This is a genomic window from Simiduia sp. 21SJ11W-1 (genome assembly GCF_024138675.1).
GTDB lineage: Bacteria > Pseudomonadota > Gammaproteobacteria > Pseudomonadales > Cellvibrionaceae > Simiduia.
On record NZ_CP090959.1, the window covers coordinates 2796386 to 2819493 of the forward strand.

A 23108-nucleotide genomic window follows, 5' to 3' on the forward strand; every position below is an offset into this window, starting at 1 on the left:
TTGAGCTGCAGTGTAATTCCAATATTTGGCAACGCCAGCCTGTTGCCGCCAAGTGCGTGGGGCGTGCGACGACCCGACACTTCCAGCCTAAAGCCTGCATCATTAACGCGGCCTTAACGCCCCGCTAGCGGCTGGTAACCCACAGCACCTGGGCATCGTCTTTGGAAACAGACACCAGGCAGTGGCCCATGCGCGCGTCGTAATAGATGCTATCGCCCTCGCCAAGTTTCACGGGCTCGTAAAATTCTGTGTACACCTCCACCTCGCCATGCAGCACCAGCATGAACTCTTCACCTTCGTGGCGCACCCAGTCTTCAAAATCGTCGAAACTGCGCGCGCGCACCGTACACTTAAAGGGCACCATTTTCTTGTCGCGCATTTGCGTGCACAACAATTCGTGCTCATAGGTGGTGGTGGGGTGCGGCGTGCCTTCACCCGCGCGGGTTATGTCGCGCCGGCCATTGGCCGTGGGCCCGTCTTGCGGGGGCACAAACAGCTGGGGGATGTCTATCCCCAAACCCGCCGTAAGCTTTTGTACGGCTTGGAATGTGGGGGAGATTTGTTCGTTTTCAATCTTTGAGAGCGTAGAACGCGCCAAACCCGTTAACCGGCTGGCCTCTTCCAGGGTGAGATTATTGGCCAGACGAATCTCTTTCAGGCGCTTGCCCAGCTGCAGCGGCTCTACAAACTTGCCGTCGTCTTTGCGGGCCACTTCCAACACTGAAGGCCCATCACCCTTTTTAAGCTCTTGATCGCTCACACTTTCCCCTTTGGCCCTGGGCGCACGTTGAATGCGGCGCCGGGCGGATATGTCTCTGGGCAGGCCCAAAACGGCTGCGATAGTACACTTGAAGGCCGCAGGAAGCCACGTGCCGTAAGGATAATCACAAAAGTTTCCTATAGGAAATTTAAATTGCTGATCAGGAAACCCCCTGCTACTATGCGCGCCTTAATTTCTGGCCGTTTAAGCTGCCCGCACGGCTGCTAGACTTGCCACTTTCTCCAGCTCTCGCGACAGGTAGATCCCATGACCAGCCGTATCCATCAGCTCGCCCATCACCGTGAATTTATCGGCCGTCACATCGGCCCCAACGCCCAGGATACCGAGGCCATGCTGGCGGCTCTGGGGGTTGCCAATATCGACGATCTGATTGAGCAAACCGTGCCTGCCAACATCCGCGGCAATACCGCAGCCGCCCTCGGCGAGCCGGTAACCGAGGCCGAGGCACTCGCCTACCTGAAGCAGGTGGCCAGCCAGAACAAGGTGTTTAAAAGCTACATTGGCATGGGCTACCACGACACCCACGTACCCCACGTGGTACTGCGCAACGTGCTGGAAAACCCCGGCTGGTACACCGCCTACACCCCCTACCAGCCAGAAATCGCCCAGGGGCGGTTGGAAGGCCTGCTGAACTTCCAGCAAATGATTATCGACCTCACCGGCATGGAGCTGGCCAACGCCTCCATGCTGGATGAAGGCACCGCCGCCGCCGAAGCCATGGCCATGTGCAAGCGCCAGATGCGCAAGAACAAGTCCAACACCTTCTTTGTGGCCGACGACACCCACCCGCAAACCATTGCCGTAATTCAAACCCGCGCACATCATTTCGGTTTTGAAGTGGTAGTGGGCAACCCGGAAACAGACCTGGATGGCCTTGAGTACTTCGGCGCGCTGCTGCAATACCCGGGCACCACAGGCGAGGTGAAAGACCTCACCGCCATTATCGATAAAGTCCACGCTGCCGACGCCCTGGCCACCGTAGCCTGCGACCTGATGAGCCTCTTGCTGTACAAATCGCCCGGCGCCATGGGTGCCGACGTGGTAGTGGGCACTAATCAACGGTTTGGCGTACCCATGGGCTTTGGTGGCCCGCACGCCGGCTTTTTTGCCTTCCGCGATGCCTACAAGCGCTCGGCACCCGGGCGCATCATCGGCGTATCGGTAGATGCCCACGGCCGCACTGCCCTGCGCATGGCCATGCAAACCCGCGAGCAACACATCCGCCGCGAAAAGGCCAACTCCAACATTTGTACCTCGCAGGTACTGCTGGCGTTGATGTCTGTGTTTTACGCCATCTACCACGGCCCAGAGGGCTTGAAGCGCATTGCCACGCGCATTCACCACCTCACTAACATGCTGGCCAAAGGCCTGCAGGATGCCGGCTTCAAGCTGGCCCACAGCACCTGGTTCGACACCCTCACCATTGAGGTGGGTGCCAACCAACAGGCCCTGTTCGATAAAGCCATTGCCGCCGAGATCAACCTGCGCAAGGTGGGCACCGATTGCCTGGGCATCAGCCTGAACGAAACAACCACTGCCGACGATCTGGCCGCGCTGCTGGCGGTATTCGGCGTGCAGGCAGATATCGGTGCACTGGATGCCGGCGCCCAAAGCCCCATTACCGGCGAGCTGGAGCGCAAACTGCCCTACATGACCCACCCGGTGTTCAACAGCTACCACTCAGAAACCGAAATGCTGCGCTACTTGAAGCGCCTGGAATCACGCGATCTGGCCCTGAACCAGGCCATGATTCCCCTCGGCTCTTGCACCATGAAGCTGAACGCCACCGCCGAGATGATCCCGGTAACCTGGCCCGAGTTTGGTAAAATGCACCCCTTCGCACCTATCGATCAGGCCAAGGGCTACAGCCAGCTGTTTGAAGAGCTGCAAGAGATGCTCAAGGCCTGCACCGGCTACGATGCCATCTCCCTGCAGCCCAACGCCGGCTCCCAGGGCGAGTACGCAGGGCTTGTGGCCATCAAGAAGTACCACGAAGCCAACGGCGAGTTCGACCGCAACATCTGCCTGATTCCGCAATCGGCCCACGGTACAAACCCCGCCACCGCTATGATGGTGAGCATGAAAGTGGTGGTGGTAAATTGCGATAAGCACGGCAACGTGGATTTGGCAGACCTCAAAGCCAAAATAGACACCCACGGCAAACAAATTGCCGCACTGATGGTGACCTACCCCTCCACCCACGGCGTGTTTGAAGAAGGCATCACCGAAATTTGCGACATGGTGCATGCCGTGGGCGCGCAGGTGTACATAGACGGCGCCAACATGAACGCGCTGGTGGGCGTGGCCGCGCCCGGCAAGTTCGGCGGCGATGTATCGCACCTGAACCTGCACAAAACCTTCTGCATTCCCCACGGCGGCGGCGGCCCGGGCATGGGCCCCATTGGTGTGGGTAAACATCTGGAACCCTTCCTGGCAGGCCACCCGGTGCAACCGGTGCCCGGCACAGACCCAAGCAATGGCACCATTTCAGCGGCACCCTGGGGCTCGGCCTCCATTCTGCCCATCAGCTGGATGTACATTAAAATGATGGGCGGCGAAGGCATGAAGGCGGCCACCGAATACGCCATTTTGAACGCCAACTACATTGCCAAAAAGCTTGGCGAGCACTTCCCGATTTTGTACAAAGGCAAAAGCGGATTTGTGGCGCACGAGTGTTTGCTGGATTTGCGCCCCATGAAAGAGGCAAGCGGCGTTACCGAAGAAGATTTCGCCAAGCGCCTGATGGACTACGGTTTCCACGCGCCAACCATGAGCTTCCCGGTGGCCGGCACGCTGATGATCGAACCCACAGAATCCGAAGCCAAGGTAGAGCTGGATCGCTTCATAGAAGCCATGATCAGCATTCGCAATGAAGTGGCCAAAGTGGAATCTGGCGAATACAGCGCCGATAACAACCCGCTGGTAAAAGCCCCACACACCCAGGAAGACGTACTGGCCGACACCTGGGATCGCCCCTACACCCGCGAAATCGCCGTGCGCCCCACGGAGTTCCTTAAGGGCCACAAATACTGGCCCACCGTGAACCGAATCGACAATGTGTACGGCGACCGCAATTTGATTTGCACCTGCCCGAGCATTGAGAACTATCGGGAAGATTGATTGATTATAGGTTGATTGATTGGGTTTATCCGAAGGGCGCTTAGGCGCCCTTTTTTCATGGCCCTTTTTCAGCCCGTAACGAAGTCACCTTTCCCCCCAAATACCCTCAAAGCAACATAATACATACGTACCAACAAGCGAAATTTTGCTATGTCGCGCCTCAGCAAATCCTTATCATTAGGGCTCAAAACACTAACTGTAGCCACTAGCCAAACCAGTAAACCAATTAATTGGATACACGCCAAAAGGAATCGACATGAACCAACAGGAAGTTTTGTCGTTTACTGCAAATCAATCCGAAGCCTATATATTTTCCCTAGAGAGCCTTTTAAAAGAAGCGTCTGAGAAACTGGGGAAATCACTTGAAGATTTTGACACTGGCACCGCAAAAACGTTAGGCGGATTCTATTCACCCGCTCAAGACCTACTCTTAGCCACTAAAATAATGTCAGAATTAGGGATAAATGGGCAGATCGTAACAAAGCGAGTCAACAATAAAACCTACATTATCCTAAAAGGAAATCCCGGTTTACGTCAGGTACTAAGGGGTACGAGGTATCTTGCGTCAAACCCTAAAATCATTAAATTTGCAATTGGTACACAGGGCGTTAATAGAACCATTGCCAAGGGTGGAATTGTAACCTTATTAGTCACCATCCCCCTATCAGTTGTAGATATCATTCTTCAGGACAGCGTTACTGTAGGCAAAGTGGTTGGCACCATTTCAACAGACATTGCCAAAGTATTAGTTTCCGCTGGCATAGGGTCTCTAGCTGCCATGGCAGTTGGCGCAGTGACAACCCTAGCAGCAGGCCCTCTAATCGCAGCTATATTTGTCGGCATTGCCGCTTCAGTTGCCCTAGAAAGTCTTGATCAAAAATATGGAATCACAGACAAGCTAATCAAAGCAATCGATGATGAGTTGAACAGCCTTTACAACAAAACAATTGGCGAGTTTGTTAGAGGAATCCGGCAAGTTGAAGCCGTTCTCGAATACCAAATTAGAAATGGATTGCCCGTAGGAAGAGGAATCTTCTACTAACATAGTAATGAATAAGAAACTGGCGCACTTAATATTACTAACCCTCGATATAGGTGCAATCCTTGGTGCCTATATTGCCTATCAACATGCTAGAACTACGTTGTCTAGCATTAGCATGGGGGTCGAGGAAATCGCCTTTGAAAGCTCAGTCTTCTACTATTTTTTTGCGCTTATTATTCCAGCACTACACGCTACAACACTTCTCCATAACATTCGCAGAAGAAACACCAAGCACACAGCCATAATTAATACCGGCTTAGCCATCATTATACTAACAATAATCGCAGCAAAGCACATGGCAACCAACAATATAGAATCTGCACTGGCAAACGCCAACTACAAACCTTGCGAATATTTAAACAAAGGAAAATTCGAACGTGCCACTTACAATAAACAGTGCTAATTTGGCATTTTTACTCGTGCTTCTCATGAGCGCCCCTACACTTGCAAGCAGTGAAGTAAATTGCCGGATTGATTCCGACAGTTTCTTAGAGCCTGGTTACCAAGAAATCCAATCTGAAAGCGTCATACTATCTGACGCACCTGGAACGCCTAATGGCCGTAGAAAAATATATTCCGCTGCAAATATCGACATTTTTGTCAGCACATCTGGCTACACAAGAACCAGCGAAGGGATTACCCTAGGCACCTACGACATTCAATTAGTAGACCGCTTAAAAAAGCAATCAATTGCCACAACATCTGCAAGCGATGGTCACAAAATGGCAGTGCTAACACTAACCGAAATGGATGATAAACGATCCCCCACAAACCGCCTGATAGTTACCTGCTTTGGAGCCACCCGCCTCCAGTAGAAATGAAGCAAGCTTGGAGTTCACAGGAGCAGGCAGCCTGATACCGCGTTTGTATAACCTTAAAGCAGCCTGCCCCTTGGTCGTTCGTCTCTACCAGTGGCCGGGTGACAGGGCAGGAATCGCCTGCACGCTAACGTGTAAACTTCGCACTTCAGGTACAGCCACTCTCACTAAGCTAGCGGTGGGCCAAGCCCACAGCAATCTGCGAACCCCACCAAACTGATACGCCCGTGCAGCCACTTTGATCAATATGCAACCAGCATCCCTTCAACTTCTAAGACCAAGGTCGCAATTTTCAGCACATATAAGCCTACACACCAAACCCGCACACAAATCCTTTTATACTCGCGCGAGATTGCCCAGTTATACCCACAGGGCTGGAGCTGTAAGCCTAAAAGGATGTTCCTATGTTGCTAGACGCAAACCCCGTCTCCCGCTGCCACATCATCGCAGGTGAAAAATCAGGCAAGCCTGTCTACATCACCCCGCAAGCCAAAACCATCTACGACGAACTCTACAAGCTGGCCAAGCGCAATAACTACTGGGCACAAACAACGGTCAAAGGCATTCAAGAACTGGCTGCCGGCCGCCTGCACATGAACAACATCTTTGTTCACCCAGGCTCTGCCCGCCGCGATGGCAAGGAAGAGTTTGTGGTGGTACTCCCCGGCTGTAAGGTCACTGCAGAGAAACTGGATGGCGATGGGTATAAACTGTTGTATTTTGAGCCTGATGCGCATTATTTTGAATTGCTGCCAGAGGATGCAAGACCAGGCCTTTATCGAGCAGAGCATAAGAATAGAGGCTGGCTTAGCCGTCCAGTAAAGGATGGATCTGTCAATAAAAGAGACGATTACGTGATTGTGGTCAGCGACAGCGGGCATGGACAAACAGAGGATGCCATAGATGCTGCAGCGGCAAGCGCGGGGGCCACGCCGTTCTTTAGCGGTAAACAGGTAGAGCGAATTGGATTCGATTATCATTACACTCCAGGAGACAAGCGAATCGGCGGGCTTCGTAATTTAAGGAAAGCACTCCGTCCATTGGATATGGAAGACCTGAATGGTTCCGCGCTATTGCTAGCTAAGTCTATGGCCTCTGCGAGTAAGCAAAAGGGTATTGTGTGGGTATCTGAGCGTGGCGGCTCTGCCATACTTTCCCAGGCCCTTAAAATCCTATCCACTCAAGGTGTCAAACTAAAAGATCATCACCTTTTTATGCTTGAACCCACAACAACCACGAAAGATGCTATTGAATCAGCAATCAAACTGGAAATGAAGTTTGAGAGAAATGTGGCCAAGGTTGGATTTTTGAATGTCGTTGGAAATAGCGGTCAACTTGGGGCAATTACGGCCCGACTTAAGGATAAAAGCTATACACGTAAAATGGCTAGCGTTGATTTTGTTAAACAGGGCCTTACAATCCAAGGTGGAATAGCCGCCGTGGGCACGCTTCTTGCGGCCGGAGGAGCCACTGTGAGTGCACCGGCAGTCCCCGCTATTATTAGCTTTATCGCAGCGGTGGCTGGCGGAACCGTCGGTGGCGTTGCGGCTGCCTCAACTGTGACGGAGCAAATTGCACCCAAACTACATCACCGAATAAAGGCGCAACTGTAATGCTTTCAAGTCTAAGCGCTGTTCGAACGAAGCTGAGAACGCCGACATATCCGGTCAACGCTGTCTTTCCTCTTTCATGGTTAAAAACGTCAGTCACCATAAAAGCAGCTGGCAATAGTGTTATGTTCACTGCCCCTATCCACTATCCAAAGGTACCGGCGGCGAGCAGAGAAATCCTAGCCAAGGGAGACGTTTTGGAATATGGGTACTCAGATGACATCCCAAAGGAAGTCGTCGAGCCCATTATTGAGTCCTGGAATGCGTTTGCAAGAACATGGTCATTCAATGCGCCCTGGTGGGGAGGCAGTGTCGCCCAAATCTCAATGGCGATAGAAATAGTAAAACCCAAGAGGCTCAAAGAATCAGCGGATCTCTTGTCCTATCCTGCGCTCAAGTACGCAGCAGCTGAATATATTGAAGCTAACTACCACCATATTTATGTTAATAACGAGCGACTGACGTTATATAGCGGTCCTGAACAATGGGCCGTTGGTCATAGTAAAAATTCGCCGTATATATCCGTTTCCATGCTGCGCCAGGGCGGTCACACAAGGGAGATATTGAATTTTTTCCCGCTAGATCGAGAAAGGCTTTTGTGTTTTGGATTCAACCTCTATCGTGGAGGCAAGGCAGCAAGTGAACAGGAAGTTGAAAAACAGATTCCTGCCGCGCCAATGATCAAGCTGATCAATGACCTAATGTCTTCCGTAGAAATACACCGCAAAGGCGATAATGAGTCAGAAGCTGGATTCTCGGATGAAAAATTCATTGAAGAAGCAAAAGCCAACCCACTTACGACTGACAAACCGGAATCTTTTTCACAGCATGCGAGTTAATATGTACAGCTGCAGGCATTTGACGTTCCCAACAGAAGCGTGAACTCCTTTGAACAAGGTGGCAAGCTTGGTGCAGATTGATTTAAACGGCGCTTCGGCGCTTTTTTGGCTTTTAATATAGAGTTATTTTTTCGTTTCCTGACTATCGAAAACAGCATTTCGAACGCGTTAATCGAGACAAGCCGATGGGCGGACAAAATGAAGCCCATGGTGAATGCTGAGAATGGCACAGGTATAAAGGGTTTAGCAGTAGATAAATGAGCCAAACACACAAGCCTGCACGCGCTCACACAAAGCCAAAGGCTTTAGCCTGAGTAAAATAGTTGGCCGGTTTTGTTTGCGGGCACTTCAAGCCACACATTTTTCACAGTGTTGTAACATGCATCACTAACACCCAGTTAACCTGTGCCCATTTCGGTGGGCGCGGGTGGATGATCGCTCTGTGCGGTGTATTGCGCTAACCACTGCACCATGTCTGCCAGCGGCATGGGCCGGGCAAAATGATAGCCCTGCGCCACAGGGCAACCACTTTCGTGCAGCATGTGTGCTGTTGCGGCGTCTTCTACGCCTTCGGCTACAACAACTATGCCCAGGCTTTTGGCCATGCCGATGGTGGCGCGGTTAATGGTTTGGTTGCGCACCGATTGGCACAGATCCACCACAAACGATTTATCCAGCTTGAGCTCATCCACCGGGTGCTCGCTCACATAACTGAGCGATGCATAGGCGGTGCCGAAGTCATCTATGGCAATGGCGAAGCCCAGCGCTTTCAGCCGCTCGAGGTTACGCTTGAAGGCGCCGGCATCTGCATCCGCCACGTAGTGGGTTTCTGTTACTTCAAGCGTAGTGGCCAGCGGGTCCAGATCGCCGTGCGCGCACAGATCGGCCAGAAAATTACAAAAGCCAGCCGCGCACACATCGCGGGTTGAAAGATTAATGGAAAGCCTTGGGCACACGGCGCGCAATTGCTGCTGTTGAAGAGCAGCCCGGCTAACTACCCAGCGGCTCAGCTCGCCAATAAGCCCGCACGCTTCGGCCAAGGGAATAAATTCATCGGGCGCCACCAGCCCGTGGCGGGGGTGACGCCAGCGCAACAGCACTTCACTGCCATACACCTGCCCATCGTTTAAGCGAATTTGCGGCTGGTGGTAGAGGGCCAGCTGATCTTCGGCGAGCGCAAGCTTGAGATCGGCCAGCAGTTCGGATTTTCTGCGCGTGGCAATGGCGGAGCTTGCGGCGTAGCAGGCTAGATCGCACCCCAATTGATGCGCTTGCTCCAATGCCTGCAGTGCCTCGTTAATGGCCTGCCCAACTTTTTCTGGCGCGGGCGGAAAATGCGTGAGGCCAATGGTGTATTGCATGGTTAGCATCACCTGCGCCACGCGCAAGTTCAGTAGCGCCGGCGCCATATGCGGTTGCAGTGTTTCCATGCACTGCCCGGGTTCGCCGCGCACCACCAGCGCAAGCACACCGGGCCTTAGCAATAAACTGCGGGCTTGCTGCGCTTCCTCAAGGCCAATGGAAACCAAATCAAGATGTTCGCAGAGCTGCTGCTCGAGGCTTCGGCGGGCATCGCGCATAAGCATTTGTTTGTCTGGCTCGCCCAAGTAGGGGGCGAGCGCAGTGAAGTTGCGCAACTCCAACAGCAGTAAGGTGAGCGGTTGATCGCCACCGCTTCTGGCCACAAAGCTCAGAAACGATTTATTCGGCATGTGGTAATCCTGATCGTAACTGGCCAGGTATAATTTGTGGCGCTCTATGCGCCTGAGCCGATCTGCCAGCGCCATGGAAATAAATGTCAGCTCGAAAATCACCGCAAACAGAAACGCGTGGCGGGTCCAGAAGTTGTACTCCAATAGGCCCGTTAACATTAACGGGCCAACCACCGCGCCTGCGTACAGCGGCACCCAAGAAATAAAATAGTAGCGCGCCCAGCGGTAACCTTGCCGCAAGCGCATGCCCAATAGCAGCGCAATCAAAAGGTAAAGCAAGGTTTGAAACAGGAAGAACACTTGTGCTGCGCGATACTCCACCACCAGTAGGCTTGCGAGCCCCGCGCACACCAACAGCACCACAACAGCCAGGCACGCACGGTAGACCCGGGGGTTTTCCCCGCGAAATTCCAGAAAGTAGAGCGCGAACAATAAAGAAAACACCGCTATGGCATAGTTCAGCGATATCACATGCTGATCGAGCCATTGCGCAAGGCTCTGGGGCAGCCAGATAAAGTTGTAGCCGTGCACTACACCGAGTGCCGCCAGCACCGCAATCAGGTAGCCTGCATAGAGCAAGTACAGGGTGTCTTCACTGGCTTGGTACAAAATCACGTTGTACACCGCCAACACCAGGCACAGGCAAACAAAGCCACCCCAAATGAAATAAAGGTATTGGCTGTAGCGGCGAAAATCATCGGCACTGAACAACACCATGGGCAGGTTGGCAGCGCCGGTGGTGTAGCTGTGTACCAGGAGTTCGCCACCGTTGTTGCCAGTGATTACCACCGGCAGGTGGGGCAATGCCCGCTGCTCTTTACTGGTGGCCTGTTTATCCCCTAGCGCCGCCAGCCGCCTGGGCGTTGCGCTTGCCGGGTCAAACACATCAATCCGGCTTTGCATGGGGTTGTCGAACATCAGCACCCAGCTGCCTGCCTGCAGGTGCACCCGATACCAATGATGGAACTCACCAAATCGGGGCGTCGCTTTCGCCTCTGATTGCAATAGTTGCTGCCAGGCTTGCGCCGGGGCTAGGCTCTGATCTTCTGAGATGAAGCTTGCCTGGATGGCAAGGCCCCGCTCGGCGGGCAGGCGCGCGGCCTCCACCACCAGCAGCAGTAGAGCGGCCAACGATAGCAGCGCCAAGGTCAGTGAGAGAGCGCGGAGCAGCTGGGCCACCCCTCGCTCGGCGATGACTTGCCTCATGCGACATCCTTGTTGGATTGCGGAAAATGAGAGTATAGACGGCCTGGCACCCGCTACCTGGCAGCGCTACTCTACCCGGCCTCAAGGTTGGCAAGGGGCTAAACAAATGGCGCAATGAATTGCCGCCACCGGCCCCTACAGGCTACTTCAACATGCCCCGGTAAACCCCGCACACCGCATCTCTTTCCCGAATCAGGCGGGCCTCTGTGCTACCCATTGCCGCTACCGTTGCGGCACTGCACTGGGCCTTGGCCTTTGCGAGGTTCGATTTCTCCGCGGCCGGGCCAAGATCGGCTATGACAGGCTTGTAGCTCACTGCAGCGTTGCAGTACATATTTTTGGTTTTGCTGTGGCGCCAGTGAGGCTTGGGGTTGGCAGTGAGATAGCTACAAAGCTCTGCGAACAGGGCTTTGGCCTTTTGGGTGCATTCAGATTTTTTACCTATATTGGCGTCAAATCCCGCGCACACACTTTGTTCACGAATGCGCCACATCTGGTATTGAAAAGGTATACCAGTGCCTTGGTATTCAATATTGATCGATTTAAGCTCGGTGCCCATGGCATCAGTCAGATGATTATGCACAGTGCTTTGCACGGCATTCAGGTAGGCGCCGAACAGCATAGAAACTGGATCCACTACTCATTCCTTAAGTAATTGTTGGCTACATTTTGCCCAGGTATAGGTTTGAAAAGGTTCTGCAATATGCGTCAAGCGGGGCGCTAGCGTCAACGGTGTAAATGGCGCTCCCACCGAACCGCAAATGCCGGCAAACTCTAGTGCCTGACCTAGGCTAACTGAACGCACAAACTGCACTTGCACAACAAATGCGACCTTGGCGCCTGGCCTTTGCCAGCCACTACTTCACCTTTCACTGGGTAGTCAATCGTGGTTGAATAGCACCAAAAAATCGTACCCAACCCCAAGTTCAAGGACTCAGAACGAATCTTTCACTATGAAACGTTTAATTTTTACCACCCTGCTTCTGCTCATGGCCTCAACGTCCACCCTGGCCACTGATGCACCACTTACTACGCCGCGCCCACATTGGGTAACCCCTACGCCAATAGCTACCCAATTCAGCGTGCCCGAGGCAGATATTCGCAGCGGCGCTTACTATTTGCTGGTTGATACACAGATTTCTGTACCGGCTGAAGGCGAGCGGGAAATCTATCAGGAATTCGCTGTACACATAACCAACCCCTCTGGCGTAGAGCAGCAATCACAAATATTTATAGAATACGACCCAAGTTACGAAACCATCGCGTTGCATGAAGTGTTTGTACTGCGCAATGGGGAGAAACTCGACCGTATCGCATCGGCCAAGTTTGAAGTGCTACAGCGGGAAACCGATCTTGAAAATCTGATTCACGATGGCCGAAAAACCATCAGTCTGGTGCTCAGTGATGTACGCGCAGGCGACAGCCTTACCTACAGTTACACCCGAACAGGGCAGAACCCCGTTCAACAGGGGTATTTTAACTATACAACCGGGCTGAACTGGGCTGTGCCGGTTGAACAGGTGAACCTTGATGTTTACTGGTATAAAAATACACCGCTGCACCACAAGTTTTTTAATTCTGATCTAAAGCTTGAGATTCGCAAAATACCCAATGGCCAGCATTATCACGTGAGCGACTCCCGCATTGCTGCGGTAATTGAGCAAGAGCGCACACCCAGCTGGTATACACCAAGAGCCCATATTCAGCTCAGTGAATTTTCAAACTGGGCGGGCGTTGTTGAGTGGGCCACCCCGCTCTACCGCGCCGCAAGCAAACCCAACCAGGAAATCAGCGCGATTGCAAAGAAAATTCAGCTCGAATATAGCGACCCAAAAGATAAAATTGCGGCAGCTTTAAGGGTAACCCAAGGCGACATTCGCTACCTGGGCTTAGAGCTGGGTGAAAATTCCTTTAAGCCAACACCTGCCAGTGAAACACTCGAGCGCCGCTTTGGTGACTGCAAAGATAAAACCGTTTTATTCATTGCCCTGTTAAATGCACTTGAAATAGAAGCCCAGCCCGCTTTGGTGCACACCGAGAACGGCCCGCGCCTGCCTAAGAAACTTCCCACCATCAACGGGTTTGACCACGTTATTACGCGAGTCAAGCTAGGCGGGCTAGACTACTGGCTAGACCCAACCCGCAGCACACAATATGGTCACCTGGATTCACTGCACCAACCCCAGTACCACTATGCATTGGTATTGCAACCCGGCCAGAGCGAGTTAACCGCGATTAAACCCGGGGCCGAGTTGAATAGCATAATCACAGAAGATCGCTTTACCCTCCAGAAAACAGCCACAAAGGCCGCCAACTACCAGGTAAGCACCCTTTACTCGGGCCGTGAAGCAGAATTCCAGCGCGATGGATTTTCGCGTGACGGGCATAAGAATATTGCAGAACAATACCTCACCTATTATGAAAACATGTACGGAAAGGTTGAGGCTGTAGAGCCACTTGAAATTGAAGACCAACAAACCACCAATCAGTTTCAAACCCAAGAGCGCTACAACCTTGCAAGCTTTTGGGAAGATGCGGGCAACAACAGGTATGAAGCCAACTTCTATGCAAACGCAATATCCTCAGAACTTGAAATTCCGGACTCAAGCCGCAGAACACAACCCTACCAGCTAAACCACCCCAAGCGGCTGAGCCAAACCATTGTTATCAACTTATCAGACGAAGAATGGATCTTTGATGATGAAACCTTTGAAGAATTCAATCCATTCTTTGAATTCAGCTATAACTCCAAATTTGACGAAGCTGCAAACACCTTAACACTCACCTATCACTACAAATCGCTAACGGGCCATATAGAAAGTGCGGAATTTGGCGAATACATTGCGCGCCTGGAAGCCGTAAATGAGCAGCTTTCATACGGCATTTACCAGTACATAAATACACCAGCCGCAGAAACCCCCGGACTCTTTGATGACATCACTGTGCTAAACGCCACGCTCTTTATCTTTGCCTGCTATAGCCTGCTAATTATCGCGTGGCGAATAGAGGCGCGATTCAGCAAGAACAATCACCCGCAGGAGTTCTACCCTGTTGCCATTCCAAAATTGATGGCGATGTGGATACTCACGTTTGGAACCTATGGGATTTACTGGTTTTACAAGAACAACCTTTACCTTAAGAAAAAGAACGACGATGCCTCAATGCCAGTTGCAAGAGGCATTTTCAACTGGCTTTGGTACTTCCCCCTTTGGAAAGCACTGAAAAACGACAACAGCGAGCGATTTGAGCAATCGCATCTACCCCTGGCACCTATCGCCCTACTATGCGCGGTGCTCTACGCCATGCTTTCTTTCGCGGGATTCAAGTACTACCCGATGGGGTGCTTGCTGGCGTCTTGCCTATTGATTATTCCACTGGCCAACTACATCAACCACGCCAACAAAGATAACACTGCTGCAATAGATGCCAACTCCCGATGGAACTACCGCCACTACTTACTCAGTTTAATAAGCGTGCCCATTCTTCTGCTAAGCATAGGCTCCGAGCTTGGCTTTATGCCATCAGATAAAGTTGTTAGCGGAAACGCCCTGCACGCACACACACTAAACGACCTGCGGCGCAAAGGTGTGATTGAACCTAAAGATCAGATTCAGTATTTCTATAGCGACGCCCTATTCAAGTTTCTTGAAGATGGCAATGGCTTTACCAACAGGCACATATTTTCTTACTGGGCCGACGAAGAAAGTGGATTTCAAGTTGAACTTGCAAATTTTGAAGACATTGCAAACATCGAATTTGAACCCGCCAACGGCTGGGGTGAAAACGCCATCATCACCATCACCCGCAAAGACGAGAGCAGCTTTCTATTGTTCGCATCATCAATGGAGGGCGGCGACAAACAATTCTTCAAAGCACTCAATGAAAGATGGCAGGCTGCACAGAAAAAGATAACGCCACCAGAACAGGGCTAGCAAGATAAGGGGCAAAGCAATGCCCCTTGTTAACGCTGTATGCACGTGGGCATGGGCAAACTCAAGCGCGCCACACCACTTGCGCATAGCCCGGCAAGCACACACTTCAAGCTATAAGCCTGCGCGCAGCCCACGGCACAACCACTGGCTTTGCAAGATGTGATTTCAAGCAACTGGCCTTAAGTGTATTTACCCCACTATTGGCTAAAGCTCGGCGCAACCACCGGCGGCTTTTGATGCAATACATCAGGGTTGGCAGACTTTGGGGTTGGCGCGTAGGCATTGCCGATATGCCAGGAAAAATCGTAGGCAAAGTTTTTGTTTGTCAGGCAGCTGTTATCTCGCGCCACGTACCCATTGCCGTAGTACCCAAAACCCTGTGGTAAATTACATGCGGCCGTTCTCTGATTATCGGCCACTGCGCCGTTGTAACTGGCCTGACCGTGGCAGCTCATGCAATTGGAGTTAAGGCCAGTATCCGAGAAATGGCCTTTTAATGTATCGAATGCCGTTTCCAACCATGGGTTGTAACAAATCTGCGGGAAGGCATTGGCATTGGAGCCGCCGTTATCTGGCTGCACCGGGTAAACCGCGCTGTAGGCCGTACACATGGCGTAGTTTTTTGCCCAGCCAGGAATATTCGCGTGCGACTTAGAGGCCACTTTAAAGGGGTTATCATAAGATGAGCCTGGATAATTTGGCCCTGCGGTGTAGGCCGCCCGCTTTGGCGGAAACTCAGGGTAACCTGTATCCATGGCAACCTGCGTTAAATTACCCGGGCTCCAGTACATGGTTTGCCAGACCCAATCTTTCGATTCGCGTGCAGTGAGGTGCATGCCCACCAACACAGCCACATCGCCCACTTGCGGCTTTGCATCGTCGGAATAACCTAGCGAGATAATGCTGGAGGCCTGTAAATTCGAATTGGCTTTTGCATATAGCAATTCATCCAGCATGGCTTGGGTTAAAGGTACGGCCAAAAAATCCGATAGCGCCACTCGCTGCCAACCGCCCTGTGGCGCCTTCGCGTTAGCATTACCCTCACCTGGGTTACACACTTGCGGAGGGCTATTGCGCGGTGTACCCACCGTTACCAGCACACACTGCCGCCAGGTGTTTGGCGTGGGCGATTTAACATTGCTGGTGGTATTTGCCTGCATGCCACCCCAGTAGGGCAAAAGGTTATGCGCGTTGTTTTTTAGCAGGTAGTAAACAGGCTTAAGTGAAATGGAAATATTTTCAGTGGTATTGCCCTTGAACTCGCTTGCATTAAAGGGCGGTAAATCGAGCGCTGTTGGATTGGTTTTTACACGCTGAGTGAGGGTTGATAGATCATTGAGCTTTTTATCAATGACATACTTTGCCTCAACCAGCGTGAATTTATTGAAATCCAGCAAAGAGCCCGATTTGCAACGCTTTATGCCGTATTTATCTGCTATTGCAGGCTGATTTTGGGCACACGCATTATTGGCCGTGCTGTTAGCGCCATATACTTCATAGCTTGAATACCATGTCATAAACGCCGGCAATTTTCCTGCACCAATGTTTGCACCAAAGGGGTTCTCCAGCGTGTAGTCGGTTAAGCTTGTTATTCCCCCCCAAATACTCCAACTGTGCGAGCGTACAACGGCGTTATTTTCAAACATTTGCTTTCGCCATAGCTCTATGTCCGGCCCCTGGGAAGGAAAGCTTGTATCCAACTCCGCAATTTGAAGTCGCCCACTGGGTGCAGCGCTCGCTATGGCCTTGGGCGGTGCATATTCATAGCCATACGGGCTAAGGCCCGCCCGCAATTGCGATTCACTGGCAGGCTCCGCCTCACTGCTCACATTACCCGGCTGATTACAACCTAATAAAAGTAGCCCGCCCACACCTATCACCACAGCTGCATATTTCATCTCAATCCCCTGATTTAAGTTTCCGTATTGTTGCAGACGTATTTCCGCCCATGCGCTGGCAGTATAGCTACGAGCAGCGGCCAGCCAGTGGCGCGCAATGATCGCCATGCCACTAAATGCCAAATCAGTTAATAGCACTAGCTCGCTTGCCACAGGCGCTTGGATTATCGATACAAAAGCACTAGATGGCCCTTGTCGCAAAGGGGATTTAAGGCACTCAGCACTACCACAGGCCGTATTCAGGGGGCGCTTGTTGCCTTAGAAGAAAACGGGATTTTACCGAGAAAATTACCGCCAAAAGGCATCCAAATACGCCGCCACGCCGTAGCCCTATTATGGTGCATAACAACATAGCCACTAAGGGGTGCTCATGCGTATTACCACACCAAACCAGAATATGGGCTTTAGCGCGAAAGATATTTACGACAATCACTTCAGTTTGAAGAAGTTCAGGGGCAAACGGGTACTTTTGGCCTTTTTCAGGGATGCAGCCTGCCCTTTTTGCCACCTGCGGGTATACGAAATCACGCAGAATTATCACAAGTGGCAAAAGCAAAATCTTGAGGTGGTGGCGGTATTCAGCGATACCAAAGAACAGGTAAAGCGCTTTGTGACCCAACACCCACGCCCGTTCACTATTCTTGCCGATCCGAACCTGAAGCTTTACAACCACTTTGGCGTTGAAACCTCGGGCGCGGCGCTTTTGAAAGCCCTGCTATTTAAATTGCCACGCATCGTGAGGGGGTTTTTTCTGGGCGCAAAACCCAGCAATAACCCGCATGTCACCTTGGTGCCCGCAGATTTTCTGTTTAATGAGGCAGGTGTTCTGGAACATGCGTGGTATGGCAATAACACCAGTGACCATTTGCCGCTGGCAGATATTCAGCAATACGTAAACGAAGGCAGAAGCCGCATTTCACTCAGCGGCAAACCGGTTAGCGCCTGAGCCCGCAGGCTTTATTGTTTACAGAATTATGGGCGTGAGGTTTACACAGGTTGAGCTGATAAAATTGAGCGCACAATGGTTAGGCCTGTTGGCAAAGATTGAAGGCGCACGCTATGTAGGCGGGCCTCAGGCAAGGTAGAGCTCGGCTACAAAGGTTTTCCATTGGGCGATATCCGAATCTTCAGATTCATAAAGTGCAAGCCCCATCAGCCATTCCCCGCGCTCACCCTGCGGCCTTGCCCACTTGGTTTCAGCAACTAGCGAACAGCGCTTGGATGCAATAGCGGCGCCATTTTTTGGCAGCTGTACGCTGGCGCGCACTATTGCCCCTTGGGCCAGGGCTTTATCTGCAATAACCCGCAGCCCATTGGCTGATATATCAAAGCAGCGGCTGATTACAATCTCGGGCTCTTGATCCATGGGCGCCGGCAGCTCAATAAACACCGTCAGCGCCTTATCCAGCCTGAATTCCTGACGCTGTTCGTGGGTGGGCTGGCTACTCATAAGCTAACCCTCTGCGCTGTTGTGCGCGCATGTAAATGCGCACCGAATTTTGTAATGCCACATGTTCACCTCGGTATTCAATGATTTTGGCTAGACGCTGTCGCGCCTTAGGCCGCGAATGACTTTTACCAACTGGTCATCAAAATTATTGCCGTTGCGCACGATTGTCGCTTGGCCTGAATCCAGCAGATTGATTAAGCCCGTGCGGTCGAATTCGGCGAGCTTGCGGCCTAACTCATCAACAAAAATGTATTTGCCGGTTTTGGCAATTACAACAGAAAGTTTTGCCCGCTTGCCTGCATGCTCGCTGCCCTCGGCAAAGGTAAGCCAGGCACCTACTTGCATGGCATCTACCAGGCCCACGGCTTGCTCGTGTTTTTTATGCTTGGCCGCTGTTTCGGCCAGGGCCCGTGCCGTGGCACGGGCCTGTTGTTTTTTGGCCTTGGCCTCATCTAGTGCACGGGCTTCGGCCAAGGCCTTTTCGGCGGCGGCCTTGCGGGCAGCCTGCTGCTTTTGTGCCTCTGCTTGCTGGGCCGCCTTTTCTTTGGCTTGGGCCTCGCGCAGCTTCCTTTGTTGGGCACCGGCGTCTGCTGCACTTGCATTTAATGCATCAAGCAAAATTGTGACAGGCGCGGTGTGCACCAGGGGTTGCGCAATGCCCGTTGAAAGGCAGGCGGCAAAATCTTGCTTGGACTTTGCAAATAATTTCCGGCCGTTGCGATCTACAAAAATGAGCTGGTCAACACCCCCATCATTAACCACCAGCTGGCAACGCTGGGCGCTGGCATGCTCGCCATCAAAAATAAACCAGTCGCCGGGGCTCAAGCCATCAAGCTCGGCCAACAGCGCCTGGGTAACGCGCGCCGCACTGGCAGGCAAGCCCAGGGTTTCAGCCAGCGGCGCCAGTTTTTCGCACTCGATATCGTCTTTTCTAATGGCCTGCATCAAGCAGTGGCTCAATTCATTCACCCAGCTTTCATAGGCAGTGGCATCTACCATGGGCAGCGCCAGGCTTTGCTCCAGCTCCTCCAGCAAGGGGGGAATGGTTTGGTACAGCAGTTGGTCGCCCACGGTCATGCCTGCGCCGGAAAAACAGCGCCCCAACACAGGCAGCAACCGCTCCCACATCTGCCAGAAGGGCTGTTGGGTATAGACGGCCTGTGTGAGGGCCAAGTGCTGCAGCTCGCCTTTGAGGGTGGTGTTCAAGTGGGGGATAAGCTGAACGGGCATCGGGCGGTGCGCCAGATGGCGATCAAGCAACTCAACCACCCGCGCCTCGGCAGTTTGAATACGCAGGTTACTGAGTTCATTTTCACGCAGCCGCTCGGCCGCAAGTGTTGCGCGCTGGCGGCTCTTTTCAGCCACCTTCAGCGCCTCTTGCACAGCCTTACCCAGCTCATCGTCTTTGGGGGAGCGTTTTGCAGTCAGGGCTGCCAGGGCTTGGGCTGAGGTGAAGAAGTCGCGGCTGGCTTTATCTTCCGCCGGGTGCCACAGGCAGGCCTCGGTATGTAGCCATTGCGCCAGCTGCCGTAGCGCGTGATCTGGGCTTACAAAAAAACGCAGGTCGCCTGCTGCACACTTGGCCAGCTGCACTGCCTGTGGTTGCCACACAGCGGCCAACTCAGGGTGTAATTGCGCGGGGGCAAACAGGGCGCCTGCCAGGCTTGCCATTAGCGCCGTGCGGTAGGCCTCGGGGGTTTGGTTGGCGCTTTCAGCGGCCAACATAAACAGACGCTTGATGGGTTCAACCTGCCCACTGGTTAACAACTTGGTTGAAAGCCCTGCCATTGATACACACCCGAATACGTGATTGAGTAACCACTATAGTTAATGGGCGCCGCCAGTGCTGGCAATCCACCGGGGGCCTGCTCCCGTAGTTAAGCCACAAGCGGCACCACAGCAGGAGGATTTATGAGCAACACCAGTAATACCCTGGAGCACGAGTGTAACGAAGGCCCGGGCCGCGGCGCCGTGGTGCGCACCCTCAACGCCAAAGGGAAAGATTTGGGCGGGTTCAGCGTGCGCCGGCTGCTACCCAGTGCACGTCAGAAATCCGTGGGGCCCTGGGTATTTTTTGATCACATGGGCCCGGCCGAGTTTGCCCCCGGTGATGGCGTGAATGTGCGCCCGCACCCGCACATCAACTTGGCCACTGTTACCTATTTATTTAGTGGCGAAATTTTGCACCGCGATTCCGTAGGCAGTGTGCAGCCCATACAACCGGGCGACATTAACTTGATGGTGGCCGGCAGCGGCATTGTGCACTCAGAGCGCGAACGGCCGGAAGTGCGCAACCAAACGCACGAGCTACACGGGCTTCAGCTTTGGCTGGCGCTGCCAGAGGCCGATGAAGAAACAGCGCCTGCGTTTTACCACTACCCGGCCGCAGATCTGCCCAGCCTTGAGCTTGACGGCGTGCGCCTGCGGGTGATGATTGGCGAGGCCTACGGCCAGCGTTCGCCGGTAAAAACCTTCGCACAAACCCTCTACATTGAGGCCACCCTTAAGCAAGGCCAAAGCCTGAACTTGCCAGAAGCCCCGGAGCGCGCGGTATATATGGTGGCCGGTGAAGCCTGCATAGGTGCCACCACGCTGGGCGAGCAACAAATGGCAATTTTGCAACCCGGCGCCAACGCCCGGCTTAAGGCCACGACCGACTGCCGCATTGCGCTGGTGGGCGGAGAATCCGTGGGGCCACGCTATATTGATTGGAACTTTGTATCCAGCAGTAAAAACCGCATTACCCAAGCGAAAGCCGATTGGGTGGCCGGTAATTTTGCCAAGGTGCCCGGCGATGAGATTGAATTCATTCCCTTGCCGGAGTAACGGGCGGGGGGTTGCTAGTCGTCGCGGGTAAGCACTTCCAACAGCTCGATCTCAAAAGTGAGGTCGCTGTTGGCGGGGATTTTCTCGCCCATGCGGCGCTCGCCATAGGCCAGATGCGCTGGCACCTGCAGCTTGCGCTTGCCGCCTACACGCATTCCCATTAGCCCTTGGTCCCACCCGGCAATCACCCGGCGGGTGCCAATCACACATTGAAAGGGCGCACCGCGGTTGTAAGAGGCATCAAACTCGCGGCCATCGGCGCTCAACCAACCGCGGTAGTGCACGCTGATCAGCGCGCCTTTTACCACCTCTTTACCCTGGCCCAGTACCAGATCTTCAATGATTAACTCGCTCATAGGTGTTCCGTTTGCTGGCCGCAGGCCCCTGCCTGCAGCGTTTGTTTGGGCGCAATGGTAACCGAAACGGCCGAATCCGGGGCAGATTACCGCCGGCACCACTCACCGATACGCCACCGCCATTAGCCGAATAGCGGCCTGTGTGCCTGCCGGGCTCAATTACTATGAGGCTGTCTATTACTTAATTAAGGATTTTCACATGTCACAGGCCCAAGAAAACCCCACCTGGAACAACCTGACCAACCAAGATACCTGGTTTAGGCTCATCTACATGCTGATCTATGGCATTATGCTGCACTTTGCCGGTGTGGCGATGTGGATACTTTGCGGCGTTCAATTTATATTTACGCTGATTTTCGGCGAAGACAATAAAAACGTCCGGGATATGTGTGCCACCTTGCGCAATTACATACATGAAGCCTTGGCGTTTGTAAGCTACAACAGTGAACACAAGCCATTTCCCTTCAATGGCCAAAATGCAGCTACAAGCCAGGCCGCAGATACGCAGGCAAACCACACGGCCGAGCGCTCGGGCAGTGAAGTGATTGACGCCGAAGCCGTTAAAGAAACCACGGCTGAACCCGAGACACACACTAATGCGCCAAGGTCAGAATCTTCAGAGGCGGCTTCCTCCAAAGAGGCACCCAAGCCCGATGCGGATTTTGACAATACCGATAAAAAGCCGGAATAAAACGTTAAACGATCACGCCAGCGGGAATTGATCATGAGTAAACATAATGGAAACCTGTCGCCACGCACCTTGTTCGGATTGGGACTGGTCGCCTTTGCCGTGCTGTTATTTCTGAACAACATCGGCATACCCTTTTTGGGCATAGCACTTAGCAACTGGCCCATTCTTATGATCATTGCCGGTGCCATTATGTTGTACAACCGCAAGCACGTGAGTGTAGAAGGCCGCATGAAAGCCTACCTGCCCCACGCGCTTATCGGCTTTGGCATTTTGTTTCAGCTGTCGCGCATGCACATTTTGAACTTCAGCGTGGGCGCCATCATTATTCCCCTGGTGTTGCTGGTTGTAGGTATTAACCTGCTGCGCCCAAACCGCGAGCGCCACAAAACACAGGCCGATGCCCAAGGCAACATCATTGATGGTGAAGCCATAGCCGATGCCGATTTTGATGACGAAGGCCAACAGCAAAGCAACCCAAACGACACAACCATAGATGTATTCACCATCTTGGGTGGCGGCAATTTTTCTACCCGGTCTAAAAAACTGAGCGGCGGCAGCATCATTGCAATACTGGGTGGTGCCGAGGTGGATATTCGTGAAGCCGATGCGCAAAAGCAAACCATAGAGCTGGACGTGCTGGCATTTATGGGCGGCGCAGAAATAAAAGTGCCCGCGCACTTTAACGTTACCGTAAAAGTACTGCCTTTATTAGGCGGCGTAACCAACAAAACCACCTGCCTTGCCGATAAAATGGGCGTACCGCAAAAACACCTTGTGATTACCGGCGTTGCTCTGTTGGGCGGCCTGGAAATCACCAACTAAGGGCG

General features: G+C 52.8%; 18 protein-coding genes. 11 read left to right on the top strand and 7 right to left on the bottom strand.

Annotated elements, in window-relative coordinates:
• Positions 1-124: 124 nt before the first annotated feature.
• A complete protein-coding gene (locus L1F30_RS12260; protein WP_253356458.1) occupies positions 125-760 on the bottom strand; it encodes a helix-turn-helix domain-containing protein in 636 nt (211 codons plus the stop codon).
• A gap of 267 nt (positions 761-1027) precedes the next feature.
• Between L1F30_RS12260 and gcvP the strand changes: the two genes are divergently transcribed.
• From gcvP to L1F30_RS12290, 6 genes are all read left to right on the top strand, one after another.
• A complete protein-coding gene (gene gcvP / locus L1F30_RS12265) occupies positions 1028-3901 on the top strand; it encodes an aminomethyl-transferring glycine dehydrogenase (RefSeq protein WP_253356460.1) in 2874 nt (957 codons plus the stop codon).
• A 256-nt stretch (positions 3902-4157) separates the two neighbouring features.
• Positions 4158-4943, top strand: a complete 786-nt coding sequence (locus L1F30_RS12270) for a hypothetical protein (RefSeq protein ID WP_253356462.1) — start codon at positions 4158-4160, stop codon at positions 4941-4943.
• A gap of 7 nt (positions 4944-4950) precedes the next feature.
• Positions 4951-5346 (top strand): hypothetical protein, encoded by a 396-nt coding sequence (locus L1F30_RS12275; protein WP_253356464.1) that lies wholly within the window; start codon positions 4951-4953, stop codon positions 5344-5346.
• A gap of 25 nt (positions 5347-5371) precedes the next feature.
• On the top strand, positions 5372-5758 hold the full coding sequence (locus L1F30_RS12280) for a hypothetical protein (RefSeq protein ID WP_253356465.1): 387 nt from the start codon (positions 5372-5374) through the stop codon (positions 5756-5758).
• Positions 5759-6165: 407 nt separating this feature from the next.
• Positions 6166-7374, top strand: coding sequence for a hypothetical protein (locus L1F30_RS12285; RefSeq protein WP_253356467.1), 1209 nt, complete (start codon positions 6166-6168; stop codon positions 7372-7374).
• Positions 7374-8210 (top strand): hypothetical protein, encoded by an 837-nt coding sequence (locus L1F30_RS12290; RefSeq protein ID WP_253356468.1) that lies wholly within the window; start codon positions 7374-7376, stop codon positions 8208-8210. Before L1F30_RS12285 ends, L1F30_RS12290 begins: the two co-directional genes overlap by 1 nt.
• A 398-nt stretch (positions 8211-8608) precedes the next feature.
• Here L1F30_RS12290 and L1F30_RS12295 read toward each other — a convergent pair whose 3' ends face one another.
• Both L1F30_RS12295 and L1F30_RS12300 read right to left on the bottom strand, forming a co-directional pair.
• Entirely contained in the window at positions 8609-11128 is a 2520-nt protein-coding gene (locus L1F30_RS12295) for an EAL domain-containing protein (protein WP_253356470.1), read from the bottom strand.
• Positions 11129-11270: 142 nt separating this feature from the next.
• Entirely contained in the window at positions 11271-11765 is a 495-nt protein-coding gene (locus tag L1F30_RS12300) for a hypothetical protein (protein ID WP_253356471.1), read from the bottom strand.
• 316 nt (positions 11766-12081) lie between these two features.
• On the opposite strand from L1F30_RS12300, the gene L1F30_RS12305 reads away from it, so the two are divergent.
• Complete coding sequence (locus tag L1F30_RS12305; RefSeq protein ID WP_253356473.1) at positions 12082-15060, top strand: DUF3857 domain-containing transglutaminase family protein; 2979 nt, start codon at positions 12082-12084, stop codon at positions 15058-15060.
• A gap of 197 nt (positions 15061-15257) precedes the next feature.
• Here the strand turns inward: L1F30_RS12305 and L1F30_RS12310 are convergent, their stop codons facing one another.
• Positions 15258-16958, bottom strand: a complete 1701-nt coding sequence (locus L1F30_RS12310) for a hypothetical protein (RefSeq protein ID WP_253356475.1) — start codon at positions 16956-16958, stop codon at positions 15258-15260.
• A 370-nt stretch (positions 16959-17328) separates the two neighbouring features.
• On the opposite strand from L1F30_RS12310, the gene L1F30_RS12315 reads away from it, so the two are divergent.
• On the top strand, positions 17329-17904 hold the full coding sequence (locus L1F30_RS12315) for a peroxiredoxin (RefSeq protein ID WP_253356477.1): 576 nt from the start codon (positions 17329-17331) through the stop codon (positions 17902-17904).
• A 126-nt stretch (positions 17905-18030) separates the two neighbouring features.
• Here L1F30_RS12315 and L1F30_RS12320 read toward each other — a convergent pair whose 3' ends face one another.
• Together L1F30_RS12320 and L1F30_RS12325 are read right to left on the bottom strand one after the other, a co-directional pair.
• Positions 18031-18408: a PilZ domain-containing protein gene (locus L1F30_RS12320; RefSeq protein ID WP_253356479.1), complete on the bottom strand. Its 378-nt coding sequence runs from the start codon at positions 18406-18408 to the stop codon at positions 18031-18033.
• A gap of 90 nt (positions 18409-18498) precedes the next feature.
• Positions 18499-20196, bottom strand: a complete 1698-nt coding sequence (locus L1F30_RS12325; RefSeq protein ID WP_253356481.1) for a DUF1631 family protein — start codon at positions 20194-20196, stop codon at positions 18499-18501.
• Positions 20197-20319: 123 nt separating this feature from the next.
• Between L1F30_RS12325 and L1F30_RS12330 the strand changes: the two genes are divergently transcribed.
• Complete coding sequence (locus L1F30_RS12330; protein WP_253356483.1) at positions 20320-21234, top strand: pirin family protein; 915 nt, start codon at positions 20320-20322, stop codon at positions 21232-21234.
• Positions 21235-21248: 14 nt separating this feature from the next.
• Here L1F30_RS12330 and L1F30_RS12335 read toward each other — a convergent pair whose 3' ends face one another.
• Positions 21249-21590 carry an FKBP-type peptidyl-prolyl cis-trans isomerase gene (locus tag L1F30_RS12335; RefSeq protein ID WP_253356485.1) on the bottom strand — a complete coding sequence of 114 codons (342 nt, stop codon included), beginning with the start codon at positions 21588-21590 and terminating at the stop codon, positions 21249-21251.
• A gap of 199 nt (positions 21591-21789) precedes the next feature.
• On the opposite strand from L1F30_RS12335, the gene L1F30_RS12340 reads away from it, so the two are divergent.
• A complete protein-coding gene (locus L1F30_RS12340) occupies positions 21790-22281 on the top strand; it encodes a DUF4389 domain-containing protein (RefSeq protein ID WP_253356487.1) in 492 nt (163 codons plus the stop codon).
• A 33-nt stretch (positions 22282-22314) separates the two neighbouring features.
• Positions 22315-23103, top strand: coding sequence for a cell wall-active antibiotics response protein (locus L1F30_RS12345; RefSeq protein ID WP_253356489.1), 789 nt, complete (start codon positions 22315-22317; stop codon positions 23101-23103).
• The last annotated feature ends 5 nt before the right edge of the window (positions 23104-23108 follow it).

What these genes read in the sequence shown, in the direction of transcription:
- L1F30_RS12305 (WP_253356473.1), top strand. Translation starts at nt 12,082, where the DNA reads ATGAAACGTTTAATTTTTACCACCCTGCTTCTGCTCATGGCCTCAACG.
- L1F30_RS12315 (WP_253356477.1), top strand. Translation starts at nt 17,329, where the DNA reads ATGCGTATTACCACACCAAACCAGAATATGGGCTTTAGCGCGAAAGAT.
- gcvP (WP_253356460.1), top strand. Translation starts at nt 1,028, where the DNA reads ATGACCAGCCGTATCCATCAGCTCGCCCATCACCGTGAATTTATCGGC.
- L1F30_RS12325 (WP_253356481.1), bottom strand. Translation starts at nt 20,196, where the DNA reads ATGGCAGGGCTTTCAACCAAGTTGTTAACCAGTGGGCAGGTTGAACCC.
- L1F30_RS12295 (WP_253356470.1), bottom strand. Translation starts at nt 11,128, where the DNA reads ATGAGGCAAGTCATCGCCGAGCGAGGGGTGGCCCAGCTGCTCCGCGCT.
- L1F30_RS12335 (WP_253356485.1), bottom strand. Translation starts at nt 21,590, where the DNA reads ATGAGCGAGTTAATCATTGAAGATCTGGTACTGGGCCAGGGTAAAGAG.
- L1F30_RS12275 (WP_253356464.1), top strand. Translation starts at nt 4,951, where the DNA reads ATGAATAAGAAACTGGCGCACTTAATATTACTAACCCTCGATATAGGT.
- L1F30_RS12270 (WP_253356462.1), top strand. Translation starts at nt 4,158, where the DNA reads ATGAACCAACAGGAAGTTTTGTCGTTTACTGCAAATCAATCCGAAGCC.
- L1F30_RS12280 (WP_253356465.1), top strand. Translation starts at nt 5,372, where the DNA reads ATGAGCGCCCCTACACTTGCAAGCAGTGAAGTAAATTGCCGGATTGAT.
- L1F30_RS12310 (WP_253356475.1), bottom strand. Translation starts at nt 16,958, where the DNA reads ATGAAATATGCAGCTGTGGTGATAGGTGTGGGCGGGCTACTTTTATTA.
- L1F30_RS12285 (WP_253356467.1), top strand. Translation starts at nt 6,166, where the DNA reads ATGTTGCTAGACGCAAACCCCGTCTCCCGCTGCCACATCATCGCAGGT.
- L1F30_RS12340 (WP_253356487.1), top strand. Translation starts at nt 21,790, where the DNA reads ATGTCACAGGCCCAAGAAAACCCCACCTGGAACAACCTGACCAACCAA.
- L1F30_RS12345 (WP_253356489.1), top strand. Translation starts at nt 22,315, where the DNA reads ATGAGTAAACATAATGGAAACCTGTCGCCACGCACCTTGTTCGGATTG.
- L1F30_RS12330 (WP_253356483.1), top strand. Translation starts at nt 20,320, where the DNA reads ATGAGCAACACCAGTAATACCCTGGAGCACGAGTGTAACGAAGGCCCG.
- L1F30_RS12320 (WP_253356479.1), bottom strand. Translation starts at nt 18,408, where the DNA reads ATGAGTAGCCAGCCCACCCACGAACAGCGTCAGGAATTCAGGCTGGAT.
- L1F30_RS12290 (WP_253356468.1), top strand. Translation starts at nt 7,374, where the DNA reads ATGCTTTCAAGTCTAAGCGCTGTTCGAACGAAGCTGAGAACGCCGACA.